The 23,803-nt window shown below is 63.5% G+C and carries 21 protein-coding genes and 1 pseudogene; 10 read left to right on the top strand and 12 right to left on the bottom strand.

Going from position 1 to position 23,803, the window contains the following annotated elements; genetic code table 11:
* On the top strand, nt 1-721 hold a 721-nt coding region (locus tag QUS11_07350; GenBank protein ID MDM7993115.1), incomplete at its 5' end, for an SPASM domain-containing protein.
* 172 nt (nt 722-893) lie between these two features.
* On the opposite strand, the gene QUS11_07345 is transcribed toward QUS11_07350, so the two are convergent.
* Nucleotides 894-2,672, bottom strand: coding sequence for a glycoside hydrolase family 15 protein (locus QUS11_07345; protein MDM7993114.1), 1,779 nt, complete (start codon nt 2,670-2,672; stop codon nt 894-896).
* Nucleotides 2,673-2,722: 50 nt separating this feature from the next.
* Here QUS11_07345 and QUS11_07340 point away from each other — a divergent pair, with 50 nt between their 5' ends.
* Nucleotides 2,723-4,591, top strand: a complete 1,869-nt coding sequence (locus QUS11_07340; protein ID MDM7993113.1) for a trehalose-6-phosphate synthase — start codon at nt 2,723-2,725, stop codon at nt 4,589-4,591.
* Here QUS11_07340 and QUS11_07335 read toward each other — a convergent pair.
* The 3 genes from QUS11_07335 to QUS11_07325 form a co-directional block, all read right to left on the bottom strand.
* Nucleotides 4,575-5,441, bottom strand: a complete 867-nt coding sequence (locus tag QUS11_07335) for a T9SS type A sorting domain-containing protein (GenBank protein ID MDM7993112.1) — start codon at nt 5,439-5,441, stop codon at nt 4,575-4,577. The genes QUS11_07340 and QUS11_07335 overlap by 17 nt on opposite strands.
* A 288-nt stretch (nt 5,442-5,729) precedes the next feature.
* Entirely contained in the window at nt 5,730-6,578 is an 849-nt protein-coding gene (locus tag QUS11_07330) for a T9SS type A sorting domain-containing protein (GenBank protein ID MDM7993111.1), read from the bottom strand.
* A 312-nt stretch (nt 6,579-6,890) separates the two neighbouring features.
* Nucleotides 6,891-7,763, bottom strand: coding sequence for a T9SS type A sorting domain-containing protein (locus tag QUS11_07325; protein MDM7993110.1), 873 nt, complete (start codon nt 7,761-7,763; stop codon nt 6,891-6,893).
* Nucleotides 7,764-8,104: 341 nt separating this feature from the next.
* On the opposite strand from QUS11_07325, the gene lysM reads away from it, so the two are divergent.
* Complete coding sequence (lysM, locus tag QUS11_07320; protein ID MDM7993109.1) at nt 8,105-8,536, top strand: peptidoglycan-binding protein LysM; 432 nt, start codon at nt 8,105-8,107, stop codon at nt 8,534-8,536.
* Nucleotides 8,537-8,717: 181 nt separating this feature from the next.
* On the opposite strand, the gene QUS11_07315 is transcribed toward lysM, so the two are convergent.
* The 4 genes from QUS11_07315 to QUS11_07300 all read right to left on the bottom strand — a co-directional run bounded on the left by QUS11_07315 (nt 8,718) and on the right by QUS11_07300 (nt 13,286).
* Nucleotides 8,718-8,978 (bottom strand): hypothetical protein, encoded by a 261-nt coding sequence (locus QUS11_07315; protein ID MDM7993108.1) that lies wholly within the window; start codon nt 8,976-8,978, stop codon nt 8,718-8,720.
* A gap of 38 nt (nt 8,979-9,016) precedes the next feature.
* A complete protein-coding gene (locus tag QUS11_07310) occupies nt 9,017-10,732 on the bottom strand; it encodes a hypothetical protein (protein ID MDM7993107.1) in 1,716 nt (571 codons plus the stop codon).
* Nucleotides 10,733-10,901: 169 nt separating this feature from the next.
* Nucleotides 10,902-12,365: a T9SS type A sorting domain-containing protein gene (locus QUS11_07305; GenBank protein MDM7993106.1), complete on the bottom strand. Its 1,464-nt coding sequence runs from the start codon at nt 12,363-12,365 to the stop codon at nt 10,902-10,904.
* 102 nt (nt 12,366-12,467) lie between these two features.
* Nucleotides 12,468-13,286 (bottom strand): hypothetical protein, encoded by an 819-nt coding sequence (locus QUS11_07300; protein MDM7993105.1) that lies wholly within the window; start codon nt 13,284-13,286, stop codon nt 12,468-12,470.
* Between the two features lie 489 nt (nt 13,287-13,775).
* On the opposite strand from QUS11_07300, the gene QUS11_07295 reads away from it, so the two are divergent.
* Complete coding sequence (locus tag QUS11_07295) at nt 13,776-14,918, top strand: ATP-binding protein (GenBank protein ID MDM7993104.1); 1,143 nt, start codon at nt 13,776-13,778, stop codon at nt 14,916-14,918.
* 745 nt (nt 14,919-15,663) lie between these two features.
* On the opposite strand, the gene QUS11_07290 is transcribed toward QUS11_07295, so the two are convergent.
* From QUS11_07290 to QUS11_07280, 3 genes are all read right to left on the bottom strand, one after another.
* A complete protein-coding gene (locus QUS11_07290) occupies nt 15,664-16,056 on the bottom strand; it encodes a GNAT family N-acetyltransferase (GenBank protein ID MDM7993103.1) in 393 nt (130 codons plus the stop codon).
* A gap of 124 nt (nt 16,057-16,180) precedes the next feature.
* On the bottom strand, nt 16,181-16,477 hold the full coding sequence (locus QUS11_07285) for a Txe/YoeB family addiction module toxin (GenBank protein MDM7993102.1): 297 nt from the start codon (nt 16,475-16,477) through the stop codon (nt 16,181-16,183).
* Nucleotides 16,464-16,745 carry a type II toxin-antitoxin system prevent-host-death family antitoxin gene (locus QUS11_07280; protein ID MDM7993101.1) on the bottom strand — a complete coding sequence of 94 codons (282 nt, stop codon included), beginning with the start codon at nt 16,743-16,745 and terminating at the stop codon, nt 16,464-16,466. Before QUS11_07280 ends, QUS11_07285 begins: the two co-directional genes overlap by 14 nt.
* Before the next feature lie 357 nt (nt 16,746-17,102).
* Here QUS11_07280 and QUS11_07275 point away from each other — a divergent pair, with 357 nt between their 5' ends.
* From QUS11_07275 to QUS11_07250, 6 genes and pseudogenes are all read left to right on the top strand, one after another.
* The gene (locus QUS11_07275; GenBank protein ID MDM7993100.1) at nt 17,103-17,930 is read left to right on the top strand and encodes a hypothetical protein; all 828 of its coding nucleotides are present in this window, start codon (nt 17,103-17,105) and stop codon (nt 17,928-17,930) included.
* Nucleotides 17,931-18,777: 847 nt separating this feature from the next.
* Entirely contained in the window at nt 18,778-19,044 is a 267-nt protein-coding gene (locus QUS11_07270; GenBank protein MDM7993099.1) for a transposase, read from the top strand.
* 125 nt (nt 19,045-19,169) lie between these two features.
* On the top strand, nt 19,170-20,228 hold the full coding sequence (locus QUS11_07265) for an IS481 family transposase (GenBank protein MDM7993098.1): 1,059 nt from the start codon (nt 19,170-19,172) through the stop codon (nt 20,226-20,228).
* Between the two features lie 16 nt (nt 20,229-20,244).
* A pseudogene (locus QUS11_07260) lies at nt 20,245-21,033 on the top strand (IS3 family transposase).
* Between the two features lie 31 nt (nt 21,034-21,064).
* Complete coding sequence (locus QUS11_07255; GenBank protein MDM7993097.1) at nt 21,065-22,135, top strand: hypothetical protein; 1,071 nt, start codon at nt 21,065-21,067, stop codon at nt 22,133-22,135.
* A 149-nt stretch (nt 22,136-22,284) separates the two neighbouring features.
* Entirely contained in the window at nt 22,285-23,181 is an 897-nt protein-coding gene (locus QUS11_07250) for a hypothetical protein (protein MDM7993096.1), read from the top strand.
* A 329-nt stretch (nt 23,182-23,510) separates the two neighbouring features.
* Here the strand turns inward: QUS11_07250 and QUS11_07245 are convergent.
* Nucleotides 23,511-23,803 (bottom strand): hypothetical protein (locus QUS11_07245; GenBank protein MDM7993095.1); only part of this gene is annotated, 293 nt, incomplete at its 5' end.

Below are 23,803 nucleotides of genomic sequence, written 5' to 3'. Positions count from 1 at the left end.
GACGGACGTGGCGCTGGCCGCCGTGTACCGGCTGCTCGACGCCAGGCGCCACGCCAACGGGCGGATGGCGGTGGGCGTGGCCGCGGTGGCCAGCCGCAGCACCGTGGAGAGCCTCCCGACGCTGCTCGAGTGGGCCGCCGACCTGCGCCTCGACTTCGTGTCGATCGGGAACCTGGTGCCGCACACCGAGGAGATGGCCCGCGAGGTGCTCTGGCAGCACGCCGGCTGGGCGTCGGCATTCCGCCAGCCCTCCTGGCGGCCGCGCGTGACCGTGGCCCGCCTCGACGCCGGCGAGATCACGCGCCCGCTGGCCGAGGCCGTCTGGGGACGCGGGCTCACCTACCCGTCGCCCTCCGCCGACGAGGGCCGCTGGCGCAACCGCTGCCGCTTCGCGCACGAGGGCATGTGCGCCGTGGCGTGGGACGGCCGCGTGGCGCCGTGCCTGTCGCTCCTGCACTCGCACGCCGAGTACATCAACCACCAGGAGCGCGTCGTGGACGCCTACGAGGTGGGCCACGTCGATCGCCAGGCGCTTCGGGCCACGTGGCGCGAGCCGGCCCACCGCGCGTTCCGCGGGCGCCTCCGCGCGTTCGACTTCCCGCCCTGCTTCCACTGCGGCGGCTGCCCGCTCACGGAAACCAACCGCGAGGACTGCTACCAGAACCCTGCGCCGGTCTGCGGCGAGTGCCTGTGGGCGCAGGGGATCGTCCTCTGCCCGTAGCCGACCACTGGGATCTCAAAGCTCACAAAGGTGCGTCACCCGTGACCCACTCCCCGCACCGAGGCGGTCTTCGCCCGCCGCGCCGAAGACCGCCGCACCGACACGCGTGGCACCGTCTTCGTGATCGTCGTGTCCTTTGCGGTGGCCCCTTGGTGCGCCGTGTGGCGCCTCCTCACAGCACGTCGGACCACCTCGGCGACGCCGCGAAGGCCGCGTGGATGAGTCCCACGTGCGAGTACGCCTGCGGGAAGTTGCCCCACAGGCGATCCTCCGCCACCGCGTAGTCCTCCGAGAGCAGGCCCAGCGGCGAGAGCGCCGCGAGCGTCTTCTGCATCAGGGCCCGGGCCTCCGCGGCGCGCCCGAGCGCGGCCAGCGCCTCCACCAGCCAGAAGGTGCACAGCACGAACGCCACGGTGGTCTCGCCCAGCCCGTCGTCGGTCCGGTAGCGCATGAGCCAGCCGCCCTGCGACAGCTCGCGCTGCACCGCGTCCACCGTCTTGTGCAGCCGCACGTCGTCGGCGGGCAGGAGCCGCAGGCTGACGGCCTGCAGCAGCGAGGCGTCGAGGTCCGTCCCGCCGTAGGAGGCGGCCAGGCTTCCCTTCCGCTCGCTCCAGGCGTTGGCGAGGATGTCGTGGTGGATCCTGGCGGCCGCGGCGCGCAGGTCGGGCTCGTGGTCGCGGCAGCAGGTGCGTGCGACGTTGGCCATCCGCTCCGCGGCGGCCCAGCACATCAGGCTCGAGAACGTCTGCACCCGCGGCGCCGCCCTCAGCTCCCAGATGCCCGCGTCCGGCGTGCCGGCCACCGCGATGGCCTTGTGCGTGAGGCGCCGCAGCAGGTCGAGCGTGGCGGGCGACCGCTCGGCCGCGAACCGCTCGTCGAGGTAGATCGGCGAGAGCGCCAGCACCATCTCGCCGAAGACGTCGTTCTGCCGCTGCCGCGCGGCGGCGTTGCCCACGCGCACGGGGCCGCTGTTCTCGTAGCCGGGCCAGTCGGGCAGGACCGTCTCGTCGAGGTCGGCCTCGGCGTCGATCCGGTAGAGCGGCGCCAGGTCGAGGTCCGGCGTCGAGCTGGCCACGTTGATCAGGTAGCGCACGAACTGCTCGCGCTCGTCGAAGTGCCCCAGCAGGCGGAAGGCCGACAGCGCGTAGTAGGCGTCGCGCAGCCAGCAGTAGCGGTAGTCCCAGTTCCGGCCGCTCCCGGGAGCCTCGGGGATGGACGTGGTGGTGGACGCGACGATGGCGCCCGTGTCCTCGAAGCAGTGGAGCTTGAGCGCGAGCGCCGAGCGGATGACCTCGTGCTGGAACAGCGGGGGCACGTCGCATTCCTTGACCCAGCGCTGCCAGTACTGGAGCGTCTGCTGCAGGAACCGCGAGCACAGCGGGCCGAGCGGCTCCTCGATGGGGGCGCCCCACGTCAGGACGAGGTGGCGGCGCTCGGTCAGCGCGAACGGCTTGCCCGACAGGTACGAGATCGGGATGTCGGAGGTCAGCCGCACCTGGGTCGGGAACCCCTCGTACCGCACGTGGTTCGACCCGAACGTCTGCGCCGGCGCCTGCCTGGACCAGCCGAGCCGCGGGTCGCACAGGACGCGGATCCGGGGCGTGCCACCGAGCGGCTCGACGATGCGGAAGATCTGCGTCGGGCGGAACGGGCGGTCGTACTGGACGAAGCGCGCCGCGAAGTCGCGGACGCGGAACGATCCGGAGGGTGTCTCGAACACCGTCTCGAGGACGTTGGTGTTCTCGATGTAGCGCTGCGTGCCCGGCTCGCCGCCGGCCGGCCCGACCAGGAACGACCCGCCGTTCCGCGCGTCGAGCAGCGTCGAGAAGACGGGCTCCGAGTCGAAGCGCGGCAGGCAGCACCAGGCGATGGCGCCGGAGCGCTCGACCAGCGCCGCGAACTGGCAGTTCCCGATGAGGCCGAGATCCTGGAGGCGCATGGTCAGCACCATACCAGATGCGGTTGAGAGGTCAAGGCGATCCGTGATTAGATGGGGCCGTCATGCGCGCCATACGGTTCATCGCCGCCGTGGTGGCGGGGCTGGCGCTGCTCACCTGGGGCGCCCTGGCCCTCGTGCAGCGCACCACGTCGGAGTGGTTCGATCGCGACATCCGCCTGCGCTCGTCCCTGGCTGTGGCGGGCGCGCGCGAAGCGCTGGTCCAGAGCTGGGGCCGCGAGCACCTGCGCGAGATCCTGTTCACGCTGACGCGCGACGAGCGCATCATGGCGGCGTTCGCCTGCGTCGCCGACCTCGCCCAGCTCGCGCAGGCCGGCACCTACCCGGGCTACGTCCCCTGCGCCGTGGCCGGTCCGCACGTGCGTCCGTACGCCTGGTCGCCCGCGGCCGAGTGGGAGACGTGGGCGTCCGAGATCAGCGTCGCGGGCGGCAACGTGCACGCCACCGCGATCCCGGTGGCCGACGGCGACCGCGCGCTGGGCTTCGTCGTCCTCGTCCACGACATGAGCTTCGTCGGCCGCCGAGAGGCCACCGCGCGCAAGTTCCTGCTGCTCGCGTTCGCCTTCCTGTCCCTGGCGGCGTCGGTGGTCACCGTGGTCGCGGCCCGGCTGTCGTGGCGCGGCTGGAGCGACCAGCTCCGGCGCCTCCTCAAGGGCGAGGAACCGCACGCCGAGTTCGTCCCGTTCCTGCGCGACGTGCGCGACCTGGTCGATCGCCTGGCGTCCGAGCGCGAGACCGACGGGATGGGCGGCCTCTGGACGCCCCAGCGGCTCAAGAACACGCTGAGCCGCTACCTCCACGGCGAGCGCATCGTGATCGTCGCGAACCGCGAGCCGTACATCCACGAGCGCGAGATCGACGGCAGCGTCCGCGTGGCGCACCCGGCCAGCGGCCTGGTCACCGCCCTCGAGCCGGTGATGCGCGCGTGTTCGGGCGTCTGGATCGCCCACGGCAGCGGATCGGCCGACCGCGACGTCGTGGACGGCAAGGCGCGCGTGCGCGTCCCCCCGGGGGAGGAGTCGTACGTCCTGCGCCGCCGGTGGCTGACGAAGGAGGAGGAAGCCGGCTACTACTACGGGTTCGCGAACGAGGGGCTCTGGCCCCTCTGCCACATCGCGCACACCCGCCCGGTCTTTCGCGACGACGACTGGCGCCAGTACCAGGCGGTCAACGCGAGGTTCGCCGACGCGGTCTCGGCCGAGGTGGATTCCGACGACCCGATCATCCTCGTCCAGGACTACCACTTCGCGCTGCTGCCGGCGCTCATCCGCGAGCGCCTCCCGCAGGCGACCGTGATCACGTTCTGGCACATCCCGTGGCCCAACTCCGAGCTGTTCGGCATCTGCCCGTGGCGCGACGAGCTGCTGACGGGCCTGCTCGGCAGCAGCATCCTGGGCTTCCACACCCAGTACCACTGCAACAACTTCCTGGACACGGTGGACCGCTTCCTCGAGTCGAGGATCGACCACGACGTCAACGCGGTGGTCCACAAGGGCCGAACGACGCTGGTGCGGCCGTACCCGATCTCGGTGGAGTGGCCGTCCGCCTGGACGCAGGCCGCGCCGTCGGTGGCCGACTGCCGCGCGGCCGTGTTCGCCGAGCTTGGCCTGCGGGAGGGCGCGCTGCTGGGCGTGGGCGTGGACCGCCTGGACTACACCAAGGGCATCGAGGAGCGCCTGCTGGCCGTCGAGCGGCTGCTGGAGCGGCGGCCGGACCTGCAGGGGCGCTTCACGTTCGTCCAGCTCGCGGCCCCGAGCCGGACGATCATCCCGCGCTACGCGGAGCTGAACCGGCGCGTGCAGGAGATCGCGGCGCGCATCAACGAGCGCTTCTCGTCCGACGGCTACCGGCCGGGGGGGGGGGGGCGGGGGCCCCCCCCCCCCCCCCCCCGGAACGTCAGTCGATCACCGTGAATCTCTGTGAGAGTGATCCGCCGGTCGAGGTGGAGAGCCTGGCGATGTACACGCCCGACTGTCCCATTACGATGTCGTTGACCGCCTGTGCCTCGCACGAGGCTACCTCGCGCCCGGTCAGGTCATAGACGGTCAGGGTGCCGGTGACTCCCGCCGGCATCAGTGCGCCTATGCTGAGCTGTCCTGCGCATGGATTGGGCCACAGCGTGAGTTCGCAGCCCTCGACGGGGCCCGGACCCTCGGGTTCCGAGACGCCTGTGGCATCCGGCAGGTCCATGTAATGAGCGTTCAGGACCTCCTTGGTCCCGCCGGTGGGCTGGACGAAGGTGACGACCCTGAGGTTCTCGAACTCGTGGACCGCGGGGTTCAGGACGTAGGTATGCGAGATGCTCACCGTCTGAGGATAGGGCCCGGTGAAGGAGATCACCGTTCCGGTGGCGCCCATGGGCCAGGCCACGGGGAGCCAGTTGAGGGTCTTCCCGTTGTATCCGCCCCAGGACGAGCCTGAAGCGAGCTGCTCGTCCTCCACAATGACGCACCAGACCTTCAGGAGGCCGGAGGTGCCCGGATCCTGCTCGGCTGTCACGCTCACGTAGGCGGTTCCGCCCGTGGAGTCGCCCGCCATGTTCACGTCGATCGAGACGCAGGCCGGATCGGCCAGACGGTTGTTGATCGCGCTCGCGTAGGAAGCCGGGCCGGAGGCGGATGCGAGGCCGTCCATCTTGACCGTCGGCGTGGCTCCGACGCCGTAGAGGCTTATCCTGGCGTTGTTGAAGGAGTTGGCGGCCGGACCGTTGAAGAACATGTACAGGGGAGCCACGTCGCCTGACGCGACATAGCCAGAGATCACGGATTCGACAGCTGACCAGCTGTTATAGCAGGAGCTTCAACCAGTCTGCGAGAAATACTCGAACAGCACCGTCCTCTCGGCCGAGAATGCCGTTCCCGCTGCGACGGCCAGCACCAACAGAAGCATCTTCCGCACTGTGTCACCTCCTCGGACAGGAAATACGACGACTGACACGGGTAATATGCAGCTTCGTGCGGCCTCCGGGAACATTGCCCCGCACCTGCGGGGCTGTTTACGAGGAAGGGGCCGGAGACGGCTCCGGCCCCTGTCGAAGAGATGGCTCGGGCGCTAGCGGATGACCGTGAACCTGGTGGTCACGGCCTCGCCGGAGGATGTCTCCATGCGGGCAAGGTACACGCCGGGCTCTTCGATGCTGACGCTGGTGAGGCCCGAGGCCTCGAAGCCCGCCACGGCCCTGCCGGACAGGTCGAATACCGTGACTTCGCCCGAAACGCCCGAAGGCAGCATCGCGCCGATGCTGAGCTCCCCGTGGGAGGGATTGGGCCATGCCGACAGCATGGCGGTCTCACACGGAGTTCCTCCCTCGGGGCCCTCGATGCCCGTCGCGGTGTCGGGGAGATCCGTGTAGGCCGCGTTGAGGACCTCCCTGGTGCCCGTCGTCGGCTGGACCAGCGTGACGAGGGCGAGGCTCTCGAAGTCCCACATGTTGCAGTCGAGCAGGTAGGTGCCGGCGATGTTGACGGTCTGGGGATACGGGCCGGTGAAGCTGATGACGGTTCCCTGGTTGCCGGCCGGGATCGACCTGGGGATCCATCTCATCTCCATGCCGCTGTAGCCGCCCCAGTTGCCGGGCGCCGTGAACCCGTTCTCGACGATGGCCGACCAGACCTTGATCTGGCCGGAGACGCCCAGATCCTGCTCGGCGGTGATGGCATAGTAGACTGTCCCGCCGGTGGCGTCGCCCACCACGTTGGTTTCGATGCTCACGTAGCTCGGTACGGCGAGCCTGTTGTTGATCGTCGTGGCATAGGTGGACGGAGTGTAGGACGATGCGAGGCCGTCGATCTTGACGGTCGGGGTCGACCCCACGCTGTAGAGGTTGAACCTGGCGGTGTTGAAGCCCTGGGCATAGGGTGTTCCCGGGGCGCCGGAGTAGAACAGGTACAGGGGGGCCACGTCACCTGAGTCGACGAAGGGCTGGATTGTCGATTTGACAGTTGACCAACTGCCGTAGCAGGTGCCTCAACCAGTCTGGGTGAAGTACTCGAACAGCACCGTCCTCTCGGCTGCACCGGCAGTGCCGACCGCGAGGAGAAGACCGATCAGAAGTAGCTTGCGCACTCAGTCACCTCCCGGGATTCGTGTTCGAGGCGAATATGCAGGGCTGCGGGAGCGGTGCAAATAGCGCGCGAAGCCTCTGCTCCCCTGCTTCAGGAACGAGAAGGGGGCCGGGCGGACCCGGCCCCCTGGCTTCGTGCCGCATCCATGTCAGCGGATTACGGTGAACCTCGTGGTCACGGCTTCGCCGGCGGTCGTCTCCAGGCGGGCGAGATAGACACCCGCCTCGCCGAGCTCGATGCTCGACGCACCGTTCGCATCGAAGCTCATCACTGCCCTGCCAGCGAGGTCGAAGACCGTCACGGTCCCGGTCACGCCGGCCGGGAGCACCGTACCGATGCTCAGATGGCCCTCGCAGGGATTGGGCCATGCCGTGATGGTGGAGGGCGCGTCGATCGGTGCGCCTCCGGGGCCCTCGATGCCGGTGGCCGTGTCGGGCATGTCGGTGAAGGCCGCGTTCAGGACCTCATGGGTGCCCGTGGTGGCCTGTACGTACGTGATGAGGTCGAGGTAGTCGAAGGTGTGGGCCACGGGGTCGAGCGTGTAGGTCCCGGCCATGTTGATGGTCTGGGGATAAGGCCCCGTGATGTTGATCAGGGTGCCCGACGTGCCCATCGGGAACGCCCTGGGCTCCCACATCAGCTCCTGGCCGGCGTAGACGCCGTAGCCGGAGCCGGCGGTCTCGTGGCTCTCGAGCACGGCGGACCAGATCTTGAACGGCCCGGTCACGCCCGGGTCCTGCTCGACCGTGATCGCGTAGTACACCGTCCCGCCCGAGGCGTTGCCGACCACGTTGCTCGTGATGCTCACGTAGCTGGGTACCGTGAGGCGGGAGTTGATGTAGTTCTGTACGTTGGTCTGGCTCCAGCCGAGCTGCTGGGAGACGCCGTCGATCTGGAAGGTCGGGGTGGCGCTCCATCCGTAGAGGGCGTCCCTCGCCGAACTGTAGGCCGTGGCGCCGGGGCCGTTGTAGAAGATGATCTGGGGGGCGAGGTCATTGGTGGAGAGGTAACCGTTCACCATCGTCTTCACAGCTGACCAGCTGCTTCCGCAGGAGCCTCAACCGGTCTGCGTGAACTCCTCGAACAGGACCACGCGCTCGGCCGCGAGCGCGACTCCGGTCACCGCGGCCAGGCACAGGAGAAGTATACTGCGCATCGATCACCTCCGTCTGTCTGGGGTTGACCTGAATATGTCGAACCACGGCGCCGGCGCAAGATGCGTCCCTGCGCCCTTCCAGCGGGCGTTCCCGCCATCCCGGGACAGGTCCGGTCGATCTGGTTTTGCCTTTGGGATGAACCCGGTTTATTGTCTTGGATACTGGGAGAAGACCCAGGGGTCCCCATTGAAGGAGAGGTCTGAACATGGGGCTGCTCGACTTTCTCAAGGACGCCGGCGAGAAGCTGGCCGACGTGGGCGACGACGTCAACATGTCCAAGAGGATCACCGAGAAGATCAATTCCCATGGGCTGAAGGTGAAGGATCTCCAGGTAGCGGTGAAGGGTGATCATGTCCACCTGAAGGGCACGCCCGGGACCATCGAGGACAGGGAGAAGGCCCTGCTGGTAGCCGGCAACGTCAAGGGTATCGCCAAGGTCTCCGACGACATGGTGGTCAAGGACGACAAGGGCAAGACCCGCTACTACAGGGTGGTCGGCGGAGACACTCTATCCAAGATCTCGAAGAACATGTACGGCGACGCGAACAAGTACATGAAGATCTTCGACGCCAACAAGCCGATGCTCAGCGACCCCGACAAGATCTACCCCGGCCAGGTCCTGCGCATCCCCGAATAGCATCATCCCCGGGGGGGCCGCCACCCGGCGACCCCCCTGCCCGGGGTCAGACTACTCCCCGAAACGCCCTCACAAGAGCTTGCACTGCTTCCTGATCAGAGCACGGTCGATTTACAGGTTATCGAGGCCGATAAACCGTCATGCCTGCGCCTGACGGGTTGCCTCGAGAGCTCACCGGCGGTCACGGATCGGGATGATCGTCGCCGCGCTTCCCGCCGCCGCCAGCCGGGTTGTCCACACCAGCGTCCCTGCCTGCCAGGATTAGCACGACCGGAACTGCCGCCAGGAACCAGACGCCTCCGCAGATCGCCAGCGCGGATCCGACGGGCGTCCCCTGGTCGCTCCTGAGGTCGCCGGGCAGCGCCAGGCCCACGGCGGTCATCACGAGCGGGGGCAGGAGCATGTAGACCAGAAGGGGCTTCTCGTGCTGCCATGCACGCACCGGGAGATTCCTCCCGCCGCGCTTCGGCCCCGGCTGCACTACAGCAGCACCATCCTCGCGCGTACCGGCCGGCCTCCCGCCCTGAGCACCGCCATGTAGACCCCGGCCGGCATGCCTTCACCTGCCGCCCAGGAGGCTTCATGCTCACCCGCCGGCAGCGCTCCGTCCACCAGTGTGGCCACGGATCTGCCCGAGAGATCGAAGACGAGGAGGCTCACCTCTCCGGCAGCGGGAGTCGAGAAGACGAGATCAATGCATCCGATTGCTGGGTTGGCGGTGACCGCCAGCGTGGGCGCCGCAAGGCCGGGCTCGGTCTCCACGCCGGTCGGCGGGCCCATGGTGCCGTCCGGGTTGATGTTCTGGGCATAGATGCCGTAGTCGTTCCTGTTGTCGCACCATGCCAGGATTCCGCTGCCCCAGCAGCCCGGACTCTGCACGAGGTCGTCCTTCCCTCCCAGCGATGCTGCGGATATCGTGACGGGGCCCCAGTCGGGCGACCCGTCGTACCCGATCCTCAGAACCCGGACCGACGTCGAGCCCGAACCGCGGAAGTAGGCCACATACGCCCCGTCTGGGTCACCCAGTGGCCTGACGAAGGATATCTGGCTGGAGCCCAGAGGAACGAGCGCAAGACCGCCGTCCGTCCACAACCTCGCCCCCGCGGAGGAGAACATCTGGCCGTAGACGCCGTACTGGTTCTGGTTGTCGTTCTCCTCGACCCAGAACACCAGCGTCCGATCCTGAGCAGGCCAGTAGAACGCCGAAGGGTTCATGTGCAGCCTGTCGTCCGAATTTGTCGACGCCTGCGCCCCGTTGGCAGGGAACAGGAGATCGCCCGACGCGTCGACATGCTGCACCCAGACCTCGAAGGTCGAGAGGTCGGCGGCATCGTACCAGCACATCACCGCTCCGTCCTCGCCGTCGGGGACGATCTCGGGGACACTCCAGGGGGAGATGTCGCCGGAATTGTAGACGAGGACGGGCGTGTCGTCCCATCCCCAGCCCCCGGAGGCATCGAGCAGGCCTGCGTAGAGCCATGTCACCTGGGACGGGTAGCTGCCCGTCGAGCTCTTGAACAGCACTATCGCGCTGTCCTGTCCGCTGGGGACTACGATGGGCATCGACAGGCTCCTCACCGGGTCGTTCACGGTGATGCCCCAGTCGCCCCACAGCCTGTCGCCGGAAGACGAGAGCTTCTGGAACGTCATCGTGTAGTCGGAGCCCGATCCGCCCCAGGCGAAGATGCTGTTGCCGGCGGGGGTCACGGCGACCGTGGGGGCTGCTTCGAAGCTCGATTCGGAAGGATTCGACAGGCACACCCCGTCGGGGCCCCAGAGGAACTCTCCTTCGCTCGAGATCCTGTAGGCCGATACGTCCAGCTCGTCGGGCGTGTTGCGGGTGTCGGAGAAGACGATCACGGCGTTGTCACCGGCGTCGACGGCCATGTCGTAGTCGACGAGCCAGGACTGCTGCTCGTGATCGCTGATCAGAAGCCCGTCCGGGTCGAACAGCTCGTTCCCGTCGGCGTCGATGCGCTGGAGGTAGAGGCAGTATCCGCCGCTCCTCGAGTCGAACCACGAGACGAAGCACCCTCCGTCGGAGGTAGGGGCGATCTTCGGCACCGACTGCTCGTTCACCGCGTCGCACACCTCGAGGTTCCCGAGCGAGTCGGCGCTCCACTGACCGGCGGCGGATCCGGCGACAGACAGCATCAGAACCGCGGCCATCACCACAGATGAACCCCAGGTTTCCATCTCTCGTCTCCTCGTGTTCGTCGACCAGCCATTCCCGGCAACCCTCATGTACGCTCCTGTTCCTCGCCGCCCGGGATTCCGGCATCTGCCGCCGGCCCGGGAACACCAGGGCATGCCGTAACCTCCGCCACCCGGGGCATGGCTGATCCGGGCGTCCGTTCATCCCGTCTCATCTGAGGATCACGACGCGACCGACGGCTGCCGCCTTCCCGCACTCGAGCCTGATCAGGAGGACTCCTGCGGAGAGGTCGCTGCAGTCGAGGGCGGCAGTCTTGTCCCCGGCAGGCGAGAAACCGTCCACGAGAGTACCGACGAGCCTCCCGGAGACGTCGTAGACCTCGAGAGTCACGGGCCCCGGGGAGGGCACGGAGTAGAGCACCGACCCGGTTCCGCGGAGCGGGTTGGGGGATACCGCCATGCACGGCTGCAGGGGCGGTGCCACCTGTCCGGGCGGCATGCCCACCCAGTAGCCGGCCCCTCCGCCTCCGTACGCTCCCATGTCGTTGATGACGGTGCCGAGCGCCGGCCAGAGGGCGGATCCGGGATTCGCGGGGTCCTCGGGATCGCAGTAGGCCGTAGAGGGATTCCCGGCATCCGCGCACGGAGACTCCGATCCGGAGAGCTGGAACGGGCTGAGAGGCCCCGGAGCGAACCCGGGGGCGGCGTCGATGATGCCTGCGCCCCATGTCATAGATGCTCCGGGGTGGCAGTAGACGGAATCCTCTCCATACTGGACGTCGCAGTACTCGAGGTCGACGGCCGAGCCGTCACCGGCCCATATCTGCGTGCCCGAAGGGGCGCCGTTCCCCCAGATGATGTCGTTCATCAGCACGACATCCGACTCGGTCGACCACACCCCCCCGCCTTCCGCGGAGGCCTCGTTGTAGCAGAACGAGTTGTTGCAGACCTCGGGTGTTATACCCGCGTTGCAGCAGAGCCCGCCTCCCCCGAAGGCGGAGTTCCAGTAGACGGCGTTGTTCGTTATGACGGCGTATGATTCGTGCTTGCCGTAGATCCCGCCGCCGTAGGTCGCCTGGTTCCCTAAGACGTGATTGTGCGAGATGTCTGGAGACGAGCCCAGCACGAAGCAGATCCCGCCTCCGTATCCGTGCCCGTTCTGGGAGCCGGCCGAGTTGGAGGATATGACGTTCCCCTCGACCGAGGCGTCGGAGGTCGAGCAGAGCACTCCCGCGCCATAGCTGTTGTCCACGGAGAAGATCGAGTTCCCCGTGACCAGGTTCTCACGTATCGTCGGAGACGAACCCAGGCAGAAGACACCTCTCCCCCTCCGGTTCGTGCCGGACTGGGTTCCCGTCCCGCCGGTAACAGTGAAGCCCGTGAGCTCGGAGCCGGGACCCTCGCCGTCGATGAAGGATACCACGCTCCCCGAGTCGGGATCGGCCGGGTCGCTGCCATCGATGGTGGTGAGGGCATATCCCGACTCGCTGATCAGCACGACCGCCTTCCCCAGGAACCGGATGTTCTCCTGATAGATGCCCGGCGCCACGAGAACCGTGTCTCCGTCCGAGGACGCGTCGATGGCGTCCTGGATGCCGGGATACGCCGATGGCACATGCAGCGTCGAGGCTGTTGCGCATGCAAGGGCTGGAATGCAGAGGAGCTGATGCTTCATCGGACCCTCCTCTAAGAGACGCCGATCGCGTGATCAACGATGAATGAACCCGGCCCGCCCGTCAAACCGCAGGGACGCTCGACCCTCCAGCTCCCAGAGATGTCACCCCGCCGGGCAGGCCGGCACCAGCGCCCCGAGCGCCGCCCGGGCGAGCACTCCCCTCCGCAGGCTCCTGCGACGCTGCCTGTCAGTCTCATCGCGCCCGGAGAAGAGAGACTTCCTGTCAGGGATGACATCCGAGATCTGCAGGAGGGCGCCTGCGGAGATGCCTGTCAGGGCGGCCGCCCTGAACACGGCGGCTGTCTCCATCTCGATCCCGGTGCAGCCGAGGTCGTGCGTCATCTCGCCGAGATGATGGAACTGCGCCACGATGCTGTCCGTCGAGAAGACCCTGCCCTCGTGGACGGTCGTGTCGATGCCCTCCGAGTGCAGCCGGCAGAGGCTCCTGAGGTTCTCGAGGACGGCGGGGTCGGGGGTTGCGGCACCGGGAGGACCTGCCCAGGCGACCGAACCATCGGAAAGGTACCTGCTGAACCCGTCGCCTGCGACCGATGCGGTGGGAAGGAGAAGGTCGCCTATCCGCATCCCCGGCACGAGGCCGCCTGCTGATCCGACGAAGACGACCCTCGTGCACGGCGTACAGGCCAGAGCCAGCATCATGTCGCTGGTCTGCGGGGCTCCTATCCCCGAACGGATCAGGGTCACACGGGAGCCCTCGTACTCGAGCGTGAAGACGGTATCGGGCGTCACGGTACCGACCAGATCCGCTGCGTCGAGGAAGTCGTCGAGACTCCAGACCGGAGTCATCAGCACGGAAGGCAGTATGGCAGACGGGCCGCAGTGCATGGCGAGCCGGACGACGTCATCGGCCGTTATCGAGTACCTGTCCAGTGCGAAGTATCCCGGGAGCCTGCCTGTCATCGCCGCCTCCTCCGGTGCCATGGATCCGGCGGCACCGGGTCGATCCCGGCCCACACGCCCGGATATACTATCAGGCCTCCCGCAGTGCGGAACCGCGATCAAGAACGATGTGAAGCGGATCGACGCTGATCGGGAGGAGCGTCGCCGAGCCTCTCCAATGCAGCAGACACGATGCAGGCAATCGACACAGGGTCTGACAGGAGGTGGGCATCGATCACCAGAAAGCCTTCGTACTCCGTAGAGTTCCTCCGCATGCGACATGGCGCAGGTGTCGTCTGACATCGGATCGAGCCCGCCTGTGGAAGGATGGATCGGCCCGGGATTCCCTGAGACATCACGTCGCACGCGAACGGCGAGTTCGTGCTCGTCTTGACATCTGACATCTTGCCGTCATCCTCACGGTAGTAGAGCCCGATCTGACAAGACGGTCGATCATTCGACCATGAAAAAGGAAGGTTGCACTTTAGGATATCATGCTATATTCCGGGCATGATACAACGACCCAGGCTGGAGGAGGAGATCAGGCAGGCGCTCGGCAGGAGCCCCGTCGTCGTGATGACCGGGCCCAGGCAGAGCGGCAAGACGACCCTGGCAAGACAGTTCGTCGATGCCGACTCCGCGCGCTACTTCGATCTGGAGGACCCTCTCTCAATGGCGAGGCTCGAGGAGCCTGTCACCGCACTCGGCGCGCTGGAGGGACTCACGGTCATCGACGAGATCCAGCGCAGGCCGGACCTCTTCCCCGTCCTAAGGGTGCTGGTCGACCAATCCAGCAGGAAACGGAGGTTCCTCATCCTTGGAAGCGCCTCCGGGGCGCTCCTGAGGCAATCCTCCGAGTCCCTGGCGGGACGGGCGGAGTTCATCGACATCACCCCCTTCCGCCTGACCGAGGTCGGGCTCGCGAAGGAGAACAGCCTCTGGCTGAGGGGCGGCTTCCCGCCATCCTTCCTGGCCTCAGACAACAAGGCATCCTTCCTATGGCGAAGGTCGTTCATCAGGGCCTTCCTCGAACAGGACCTTCCGGGGATGGGCGTGCGCCTGGCATTTCCGGCGATGTTCAGGTTCTGGAGCATGCTGGCTCATTATCACGGGCAGATCTGGAAGGCGGCGGACCCCGCACGCGCCATGGGAGTATCCGAGCCCACCGTACGGCGCTATCTCGACATACTCACGGGATCGTTCATGATCCGCCAGCTCAAACCCTGGCACGAGAACCTCGCGAAGCGCCAGGTCAGGTCGCCGAAGATCTACTTCACAGATTCGGGGCTGCTCCATGCGATGCTCGGGATACGGACACCGGACGATCTCCAGCGTCATCCCAGGTGCGGGGCATCCTGGGAGGGATATGCCCTCGAAGAGGTCATCACCGCCATCGGGCCTGACGAGGTTTTCTTCTGGGCCACGCACAACGGGGCCGAGCTGGACCTGCTGGCGATGAAGGACGGGAAGAGGCTGGGTTTCGAGTTCAAGCTCGCAGACGCTCCGAAGATGACACCCTCCATGAGGATAGCTTCGGAGGACCTCTCCCTGGACTCCCTGACTGTCGTCTATCCCGGGACCCGGTCGTATTCCCTGGACAGGGGAGTCTCCGTAATCCCTCTCAGGGAACTGATCTCGAGCAGGAGCGGCTAGGGCACCGGAGGCCCGGCGGCGCCATGTCGCATCGGATCCCGAAGGGGCGCAAATCCTTCATTTCCGCTGATGCGGAAATGAAGGCGTCGACAGCTTGTTCCCAAAGTAGGCTTTCGCAGGTTCGCTGCGCGAACCATGCTGTCGCCGGACTCATCCCGCTTCGCAGGATTCGAGACATGCGAGAGACCATGATTCCAGCGTTGGCGCATGTATCCTGCGGCTCCTCGGAGAAGCCGCAGGTGAGTACGCTCCGGGCCCTCTCGCGGCTTGCCGTTCAAGTTGTCCCGATTGTTGGCCAGCCACTGTCGGATCAGCTCATCTCCGACGACTCGGAGATAAGCGCGACGTGCCTGCTGATTTCGGCTAGGGGGAGTGTTGATAGCCCTTCGGGCTCGTCTGAGGAAGTACTCTCCGGGCACTCTCGCGGTTCACCGAACTGGAGATCCAGAGCCTTGGTGAACCGCTGACGTGCCAGCTGATTTCCGCGTCTGCGGAAATCAGCGTGGTGCCCCTGCTTCTGGACTCTTGGAACAGCCTGATGCCCTATCTGGCGCATCTCGCGGAGGTCTATGACATTATCGGGGCGTAGCTTAGATGGGGACTATCGGCCGTTGGGCTCGGATGCCCTGTCCAGGCCGGGAAAGTACATCCCTGGGACGAGTGGAACAAGCGTCTCTCTACCGGGATGGTGATCGCGACAAGCCGGGTTTGTCCGATGCTGATCACTATCTTGAGCAAAAAGGAGTCAGGCTGCTGGACCTGATGGGTCGGCTTCTCCAGCTTCCGGCACATCCGGAGCAACTCCCGCCTTCTGCTCCAGGACAACCCATCCACGCCCGGCATAGAAGCCGACCGCTCTGGCGTTGTTCGAACGCACGTCCAGGAGGATCTCATCGCACCCGAACCCGGATAGGAGTCCATCGCAGTACTCGACCAGTCTGCAGGAGACCCCCGTTCCCCTCATCTCCGGGATGACGTAGCAGAACCGCATGAATCCCGAGCCCGGCCTCTTCGGCATCGTAAATGCATCGAGGAAGCCTGCGGATCTGCTGTCCACGACCAGGACCGAGCTGAAGCGCCGGTCCCTTGCTTGTGTCCGCTCGACGGCAGTGAAGCAGCTTGCTGCATTCCCCTCCATGTCTATCGGATCCTCGTTTGCGATCCGAAGGGTCTATTCCAGCCAGCCCTTGACGATAGTTCTGTCCTGAGCGGGATCGAAGGGCCTGAAGCAGAGATCCATCAGTCTGCGCACCTGCATGAGATCAGTAATGGTACCGGCACTGGAGGAAGTCGATCCTTTCCTTGCGGACGAGATACACAACCCTATGCTCCTGTGTCAGCCTGCGGGACCATGCACCTTCGGCCAGGTACTTCAGCGGTTCCGGCTTCCCTATCCCGGTGAAGGGATCCCGCAGCACTGCCTGCACGATCGTGAGCGTTCTCAGAGCGACCTTTCGCTCTGTCTCCACCCAGTACTCGAGATCCTCGATGAACTCGGGATGGAAAATCGCGAGCCGTTCGTTACAGCCGGCCTTGTGAGTCCCCTTATCCTTCGGCAAGACCGATCTTCTCCCGGAGGGATTCGATCGACATCGGAGGCAGGTCATTCGATAGAGCACGATGGAGAGCCTCGAGGAGCCTCTGAGCATTTCGCGGAGATCGCAGCAGGTGCGCGGTCTCCAGAAGGCTGGAGAGCTCCGCAGCAGAGACCAGGGCCACGTCCTCGGCCGACCTGCGCTTGATGATCACCGGCTCCCTGGAGGAGGCAACAAGATCACAGAGCGCAGCCAGCTTGGCTCTCGCATCGGAATATGTCGTGACCGTCATTTCACACCACCTATCTTGTACAGGAGTATTGTACAATACAAGACAGGTGCTGTCCAGATGCGACGGCTCGCCGGTTCATTTTCCGGGGTGAAGGTCAAGCTGTTCGTCAGGTTCAAGGCAGCCCTCGCATTCGGACGCATTCCTTCGCCTGTGGCACCCCGCCAGGATCGAGCTGGGCAGTATCTGGATCGGTGCAACGGTAAGATGAGGCGCTCTTCGCCTGGGGATAGGACTTCGGATGCCGTATACTCAACCCGGGACGGCGGAAACGATGAAGCTGCCTGAGCCTAGCGCGAAGCGCCTCTCAGGCCGTCTATGAACCGGGGCCGCTTCGCTGGGATCGGAGGGAGGGTTTGTATGAGGGCTGCGCTCGCTTTACTCCCGACTGCCGCCAACGCTTTTGCCTTTGGCATCTCCTGCTGGGTCGAGGGCACGTGGGAGGCTCCCTATGCAGCCCAGATACTCGATCTCGAGGTGACGCAGTACTGGGTCGTCGACACGCTCGCCTTCTCTGGCGGGACCGACGGGCTGATCCACCTCGCCGATATAGATGGCGGGGGAAGCCTTGGCTCGCTCCCCGCGCCTGCCGGGGTGATCCCCACGGGGCTCGCTTGGTTCCAGGGCGACTTCTACGTCTGCAGGCAGGGCGATCCATTGATCTACAAGTCCGACGGATCCGGGGGATGGCTGACCTTCTTGAACCCGGCGGGGACATCCGGGGGCACACTGGAATGCTTCGACATCTTTGGTGACCAGCTCTGGGAGTCGGAGTACGATGGCGGGCAGGCGAGGCTCTTCGTATTCGACTCGGACGGGACGGGGGCAGTAACCATCGATCTCCAGGGCCTCCCGGGACAGGTGACGGGCCTTGCCGTCTATCCTCTCTGCGTCGACCAGGCTTCGGATCCCTTCGGCGGTATCATCGCCTGCTGCGGAGACTCGCCCTACTTCTACACGTACTACGTATCCGGGACGACGGCCTATCCAGAGCCGTCGGGACCCACACCATTCCCGTTCCCAGTCGCACAAACCACGGGATTGGCATGCTCCGGGACGCCTGACGGGCAGTTCTTCTGGAGCTATCTGGGAACCGACGGGGTCTATCACGTCAGTGAGATATGGTTCGACGTCAACGAGCTGGCGCCGGAGACCTGGGGAGGGATCAAGGCGGGCACTGGAGAATAGCGAGCAGAGACTTCCGTTGTGCAGTACTGACCTCGTTCGCCCCCTCTTGCAGGGTGAAGAATCCCGTAGCTGTTCCGGAGTCGAATGGGGCCGGCTAGGTTTGTCGCCGTCCGCACTGACCATGTGTTTGCATGGTTTTCATACTATCTAGCAGATTGAGGAGAAATACGCTCCGGGCCTTCTCGCAGCCCGCCTGGCGGGATGAATCGGGATGGTGGCGGGCAGCTGCCAGGCCAGCTCATTCCCGCCACTGCGGATGTTGATAGCCCTTCGAGCGCGTCTAGCGAAGTACGATCCGGGCACTCTCGCGGTTCACCGAACAGGATGCCCAAGTTCATGGTGAACCGCTGTCGTGCCTGCTGGTTTCCGCTCTTGCGGAAATCAGCGTGGTGCCCCTGGTTCTGGATTCTTGGAACACGCTGATGCCCTATCTGGCCCATCTGGCCGAGGTCTATGACCTTATCGGGGCGTAGTCTTGAGGCGCATCCCCTGGCCTAACAGTTGGCAGGCCCCGTCCTAGCCGAGGAAGTACCTCCCTGAAGCGAGTGGAACTGCTGTACTGAAACAGTGGAGAGGAGTCTAGTCAGATATGGCTAGACACCTCGCTGGTAATGGAACATCATTGTGGGAGAAACAGAACTGCACTCGAGATGTGGAGTGACTGGATGTTGACAGGAGATCAGGTATTCGCGAGTTACAAACACGACTATCCTGTCAGCAAAGGATTATTAATTCTCTTGCTCTACCTCCTGCTGTTGACTTCCAGCAGTATGTCGCAACGTAAGCTTCCCCGTTTGAGCCACACCTGTTAGAGTGACACCTCCTGCTGACGAGCCAGGAGGTTGAGATGAAGCAGTCGAAGTTCACGGAGTCGCAGATCGTCGCGATCCTGCGGGAAGCTGACGCGGGTGTGCCGGTGACCGAGGTGTGCCGGAAGAACGGGATCGCCGGCAACACGTTCTATCGCTGGAAGAAGAAGTATGGCGGGATGGGCGTGTCCGAGCTAAGGCGCATGAAGGAGCTCGAGGCCGAGAACAGCCGGCTGAAGCGGATGTACTCGAACCTGAGCCTCGAGAACGATGCTCTGAAGGTTCTCATCTCAAAAAAGCTCTGACGCCACCGGAGAGGCTGGATGCAGCGGTCTATCTGGTGGCGGAACATGGGATGGCCGTTGTGTATGACTAACCTTCTTGTCTGACGTGGTGATCGTGAGTATCATCGGGCAGACAGGGAGGGGACATGACAGGGAAGCGCGAGAAGATCACGGAGAAGGATCCGGCGAAGAAGATAGCCCGGCAGCGTCTGACGGTTCTGCAGCTCGCGGAGAAGCTGGGGAACATCACGGAGGCATGCCGGCGGTCGAACATGGACCGCACGAGCTTCTACGAGTGGAAGCGGCGCTTCCAGACGCACGGGATCGACGGGCTCGTGGACATGCCGCCGATCCACCGGACACACCCCCAGACGACGCCTCCGGAGACTGTCGAGCGGATCCTCGCCACGAGCATGGAGCATCCCGGGTGGGGCTGCGTGAGGCTCTCGGACTGGCTGAAGCTGGACGGGGTCTCGGTCAGTTCGCCGACGATCCAGAACATCCTGATCAAGCACGGGATGGGGTCGAAGTACGATCGGCTGATGAAGCTCGAGGAGCGGCACCTGGCCGAGGGGATCGAGCTCTCGGCGGACCAGGTGGCGCAGATAGAGAAGACCAATCCGTGCTTCCGCGAGCGTCATGTCGAGAGCAGCAGACCGGGAGAGCTTCTCTGCCAGGACACGTTCTACGTGGGCAGGCTGAAGGGCGTGGGCCGGGTCTACATGCAGGCCGTTGTCGACACCTACGGCTCCTACGCCTTCGGGTTCATCCATACCGGGAAGCTTCCTGAGTGTGCGGTCGCCCTGCTCCACAACGACGTACTGCCGTTCTACGAGGATCGCGATCTGGATGTCGGGGCTATCCTTACGGACAACGGCCGGGAGTTCTGTGGGACTGATGCTCATCCCTACGAGGTGTATCTGGCGTTGAACGACATCGAGCACCGTAGGACGAAGGTGCGTTCGCCGAAGACGAACGGCTTCGTCGAACGCTTCAACAGGACGGTGCTCGACGAGTTCTTCCGGAAGGTGTTCCGAGAGAGCTTCTACGAATCAACAGAGGCTCTCCAGGCTGATCTGGACGGATGGCTGGTGCACTACAACACCGAGAGGCCGCACAGGGGCTACAGAAACATGGGGAAGCGTCCGATGGACACCGTCACGCTATACCTTGACCAGGCGACGATCGCAAGACATGAAGGTTAGTCATACAGCCGTTGCGAGGTCGTGCGAGGCCGTAGGGCTGTCCAGGACGGCCTGGTACCGTGATCGGTCGGACAGGCTGGAGCGAGACCGGGAAGTGATCGAGGCGTTGCAGGCGATCGTGGAGGAGCACAACCGCTGGGGCTTCTGGAAGTGCTATCGGAGACTGCGGCTGGACGGCCACGACTGGAACCACAAGAGGGTGCATCGGGTGTACCGGGATCTGGGACTGAACCTTCGCCGGAAGACGAAGAAACGCGTGCCTACGAGGGATCCGCAGCCAATGGAGGCACCGGGCCTCCCGAACGAGATCTGGTCAGTGGACTTCATGCATGACGCGCTGTACGTCGGGAGGCGCTTCAGGACGCTGAACGTGCTGGATGAGGGAGTCCGCGAGGTGCTGGACATCGAGATAGACACGTCGCTGCCAGGAGAGCGGGTGGTGCAGGTACTTGAGCGGCTCAGATCCTGGAGAGGTCTTCCGAAGGCCATCCGCTGCGACAACGGGCCGGAACTGTTGAGCGAGGTCTTCGTGTGCTGGTGCGAGGAGAACGGGATCGAGATCAGGTACATCCAGCCGGGGAAGCCCAATCAGAATGCCTTCATCGAGCGCTTCAACAGGACCTATCGGGAGGAGGTCCTGGACGCCTATCTGTTCGAGAGCCTGGACGAGGTGCGGGAAATCACGTACGAGTGGATGGAGAGCTACAACGAGCGGCGTCCTCATGACGCCCTGGGCGGCTTGCCGCCGGTGGTCTATCGCGAGAGAATCACCCAGGAAGTGTCACCTGCTAAGGTGTACTCCTGATGGGGAAGCTTACGCACGGATTCTCGTACAGGTGAACCAGTCCTGGACAGAAAATGCCATACCTGGTGATTCACTTACCTTCGTCGCTCTAACGCCTAGTATGATTCATCAGGAGGGGGTTGCCATAAAACCTCACAGACTGCCACTTGAGGTTGGTAACAGTTATCTCCTCTTCTCAGAGGGAGGCTATATTCTCGCATACGGCGTTCCGGGAATTGGCTTCTATCGACTTATGGGTTGTGGTGCTTGTGGTACCGGAGACTGGTTTGGCTGGAGTATTAGCCCAACAGTCATCAGCTCTTCAGAGTTGGACACATTAGCTGCTCATATAGGCAACAATCCTCACTTAGACTCCAGAGAATGGATAGGTTCGATCGCGTTTCCGTCTGGAGAGCGACTCTCGATTGAGAGCCTGATTGATCTCTGTTCGGATAGCACTCCAGTATGGGATACTCGAATCACTCCTTACTACGAATCTAGGATAACTTTCCATATTGAAACGGCGCAACTCATTTCTGATAGCTCATTACACACTTCCCGCAACGGGTGCAGAAGTCTCCCTTTTTTCTCCGTTGTTGATTCATGCGTCAGTAATCGCTTCTATGTAAGTTTACTTCCGAGAGGATCTGTCATTAGCAGTCGGGGGATTCCAACATGGATCAAGGGTATAGATAAACCACTAATTGCTTACGTCACGGATTATACCGAGGAATTGGAGTGTCCCGGTGTTCTAGCAGAACCGACAAGCATTGAATTCAGCGACAACAGTACTATCAGACTCAACATGGATTCGGTAGTCATGGTCGATCACTGGTCATGGTCCTTCACCGAGATTCCTTATCCGATTGGGTCGATCGAGTTCATCCTCCAGCAAGTCGACAGCAACGGCTGCGGGACGAATGATCCTAATAGAGTCGTGCTCCGATTCCCCGACCTCGACAGACGGCCTGCCATCCCCGATGTCTTCATCATCGAAACGGCACTCTGCACTGGAAAGACGGTTCTAGTCGAGCTACTCCATGCAGACAGTCTAGGGGCTAAGCTATCAAATGTGTCAAGCTTCGGCATTGCATTGAGTGACTCTGTGAGGTTTATGCTTTGATCCCTCCTCGAGCACCATCACCATCCGGGATGATATGTGCGCTCTTCATATTAACATTATCCGCTATTTGCAGTTGTTCACTTACGTTTTCCGATTGCGATAAAAGCGTTATCCCACCCGATAGCTTGATACCAATACAAAGTACTGGATTGCCGTACGGAGTGTTTCACCGCTCCAGAAGCGTAAACGGGCCTGATGACACTCTGTTACTTTGGATTTATGGCAGGACCTTCCTCTGCTCCCCACCTGACTGGATACCGGAACCGCTGGAACTCGAAATTCCTTATTCTCGTGAGCAATCCTCGCTGTATTCTGTCTACGACGATGATCTTGACTGTCTGTTTGTACTAATCGGGAACGGTTTATTCAGGTTTCCATGGGGATCGTTGGAGGCGGACAGCATCCTTCTGCTAGGGAGACCTTTCAGTAACAGGGATTACTCCTGGGGACTGATCCAGGGTGGAGATAGAAGCATCCTACTTGCAGGAGTCGGGGAAAGCCTCTTTCTTCTCGATGCGGGCAGGATGGAGGTCTTGGATTCACTTGATCTTTCGTTTACAGCAAGTAATCTGATTTGGTGCCGATCAAGTTCGGCTGCCTACGTAAAAGACCTACACTCCGATTCGATTAGAGTAGTAAGCGTGCCTGATGGCAATCTGGAGCTGATTCATATTCTGAGAGCTGGAGTGAGCCTAGATCACTTAGGATTCGCTGGCGACACTCTTCTTGGCGGGAAAGGGGGGACTCTCTACTACTTGGATCCACTCAACGGCCAAGCCTCAATCCTTTGGGATGCTCCCAGTGGAGATCGGCAAGCATATGAGTGGGTCTTCCCATATCAATGGGGACATTACGCATATAGAGTTGACTGGGAGGCGGAACAACTCAATCTCATCGACATTTCATCAATGTCCATCGTCGGATCATCAAGCATTACATTGCTTAAATGCTTTGACCTTCTTATCCAGTTCACATCCCGTCAGGATGGATTCATCTATCATTCTCCTGCAGGCGGGCTCTTCAGACTAGTCCCATCTGGCAGATAGGACATGCAGCGAAGCGAAACCGACGCTGCTTGCGCTAGCGTCGGATTCCTTCCTACTTGCTTGCGCGCGTTCGATCTCAAAGGGATTCGTCTGAGGGAATACGCTGGGCCCTCTCGCGGCTTGCCACTTCAATTTCGCAACGCGAAATTGATGGGTAGCCCGTCAGCATGGTTCCCGAAGGGAACCTGCGAGAGAGCGTGCCTGAATGGCAATGAAGTACGCTCAGATCCTCTCACTGTCCGCCGAAGCTGGTCACTCGAATGATGGCGGACAGCTGTCGGACCAGCTTGTTCCAGCGGTCGTTGGAACAAGCGTGCTGTCGGGCCTGCTCATCTCCGCGCCTCGCGGAATGTTGATAGCCCTGCGGGCTCGTCTGTGGAAGTACGATCCGGGCCCTCTCGCGGCTCGCGCGCGGCACGCATCCGGATCTCGAGCTCGATCCCGGTGACATCGTCATCCACTCCACGCGCATCAACCCAGGCGCCGAGGTGACCGTGCACTCGCTGATCGACGCGCTCGAGCGTCGTGGCGTCGAGGTCCGCCATCGCCGCACCGACCCGGCGCTCCACGCGAGCGGCCATGCATCTGTCTCTTATACACATCTCCGAGCCCACGAGACAGC

The sequence above is a fragment of the Candidatus Fermentibacter sp. genome, assembly GCA_030373045.1.
Classification (GTDB): Bacteria; Fermentibacterota; Fermentibacteria; order Fermentibacterales; family Fermentibacteraceae; genus Fermentibacter.
This window is presented reverse-complemented; position numbering and strand designations above follow the sequence as displayed.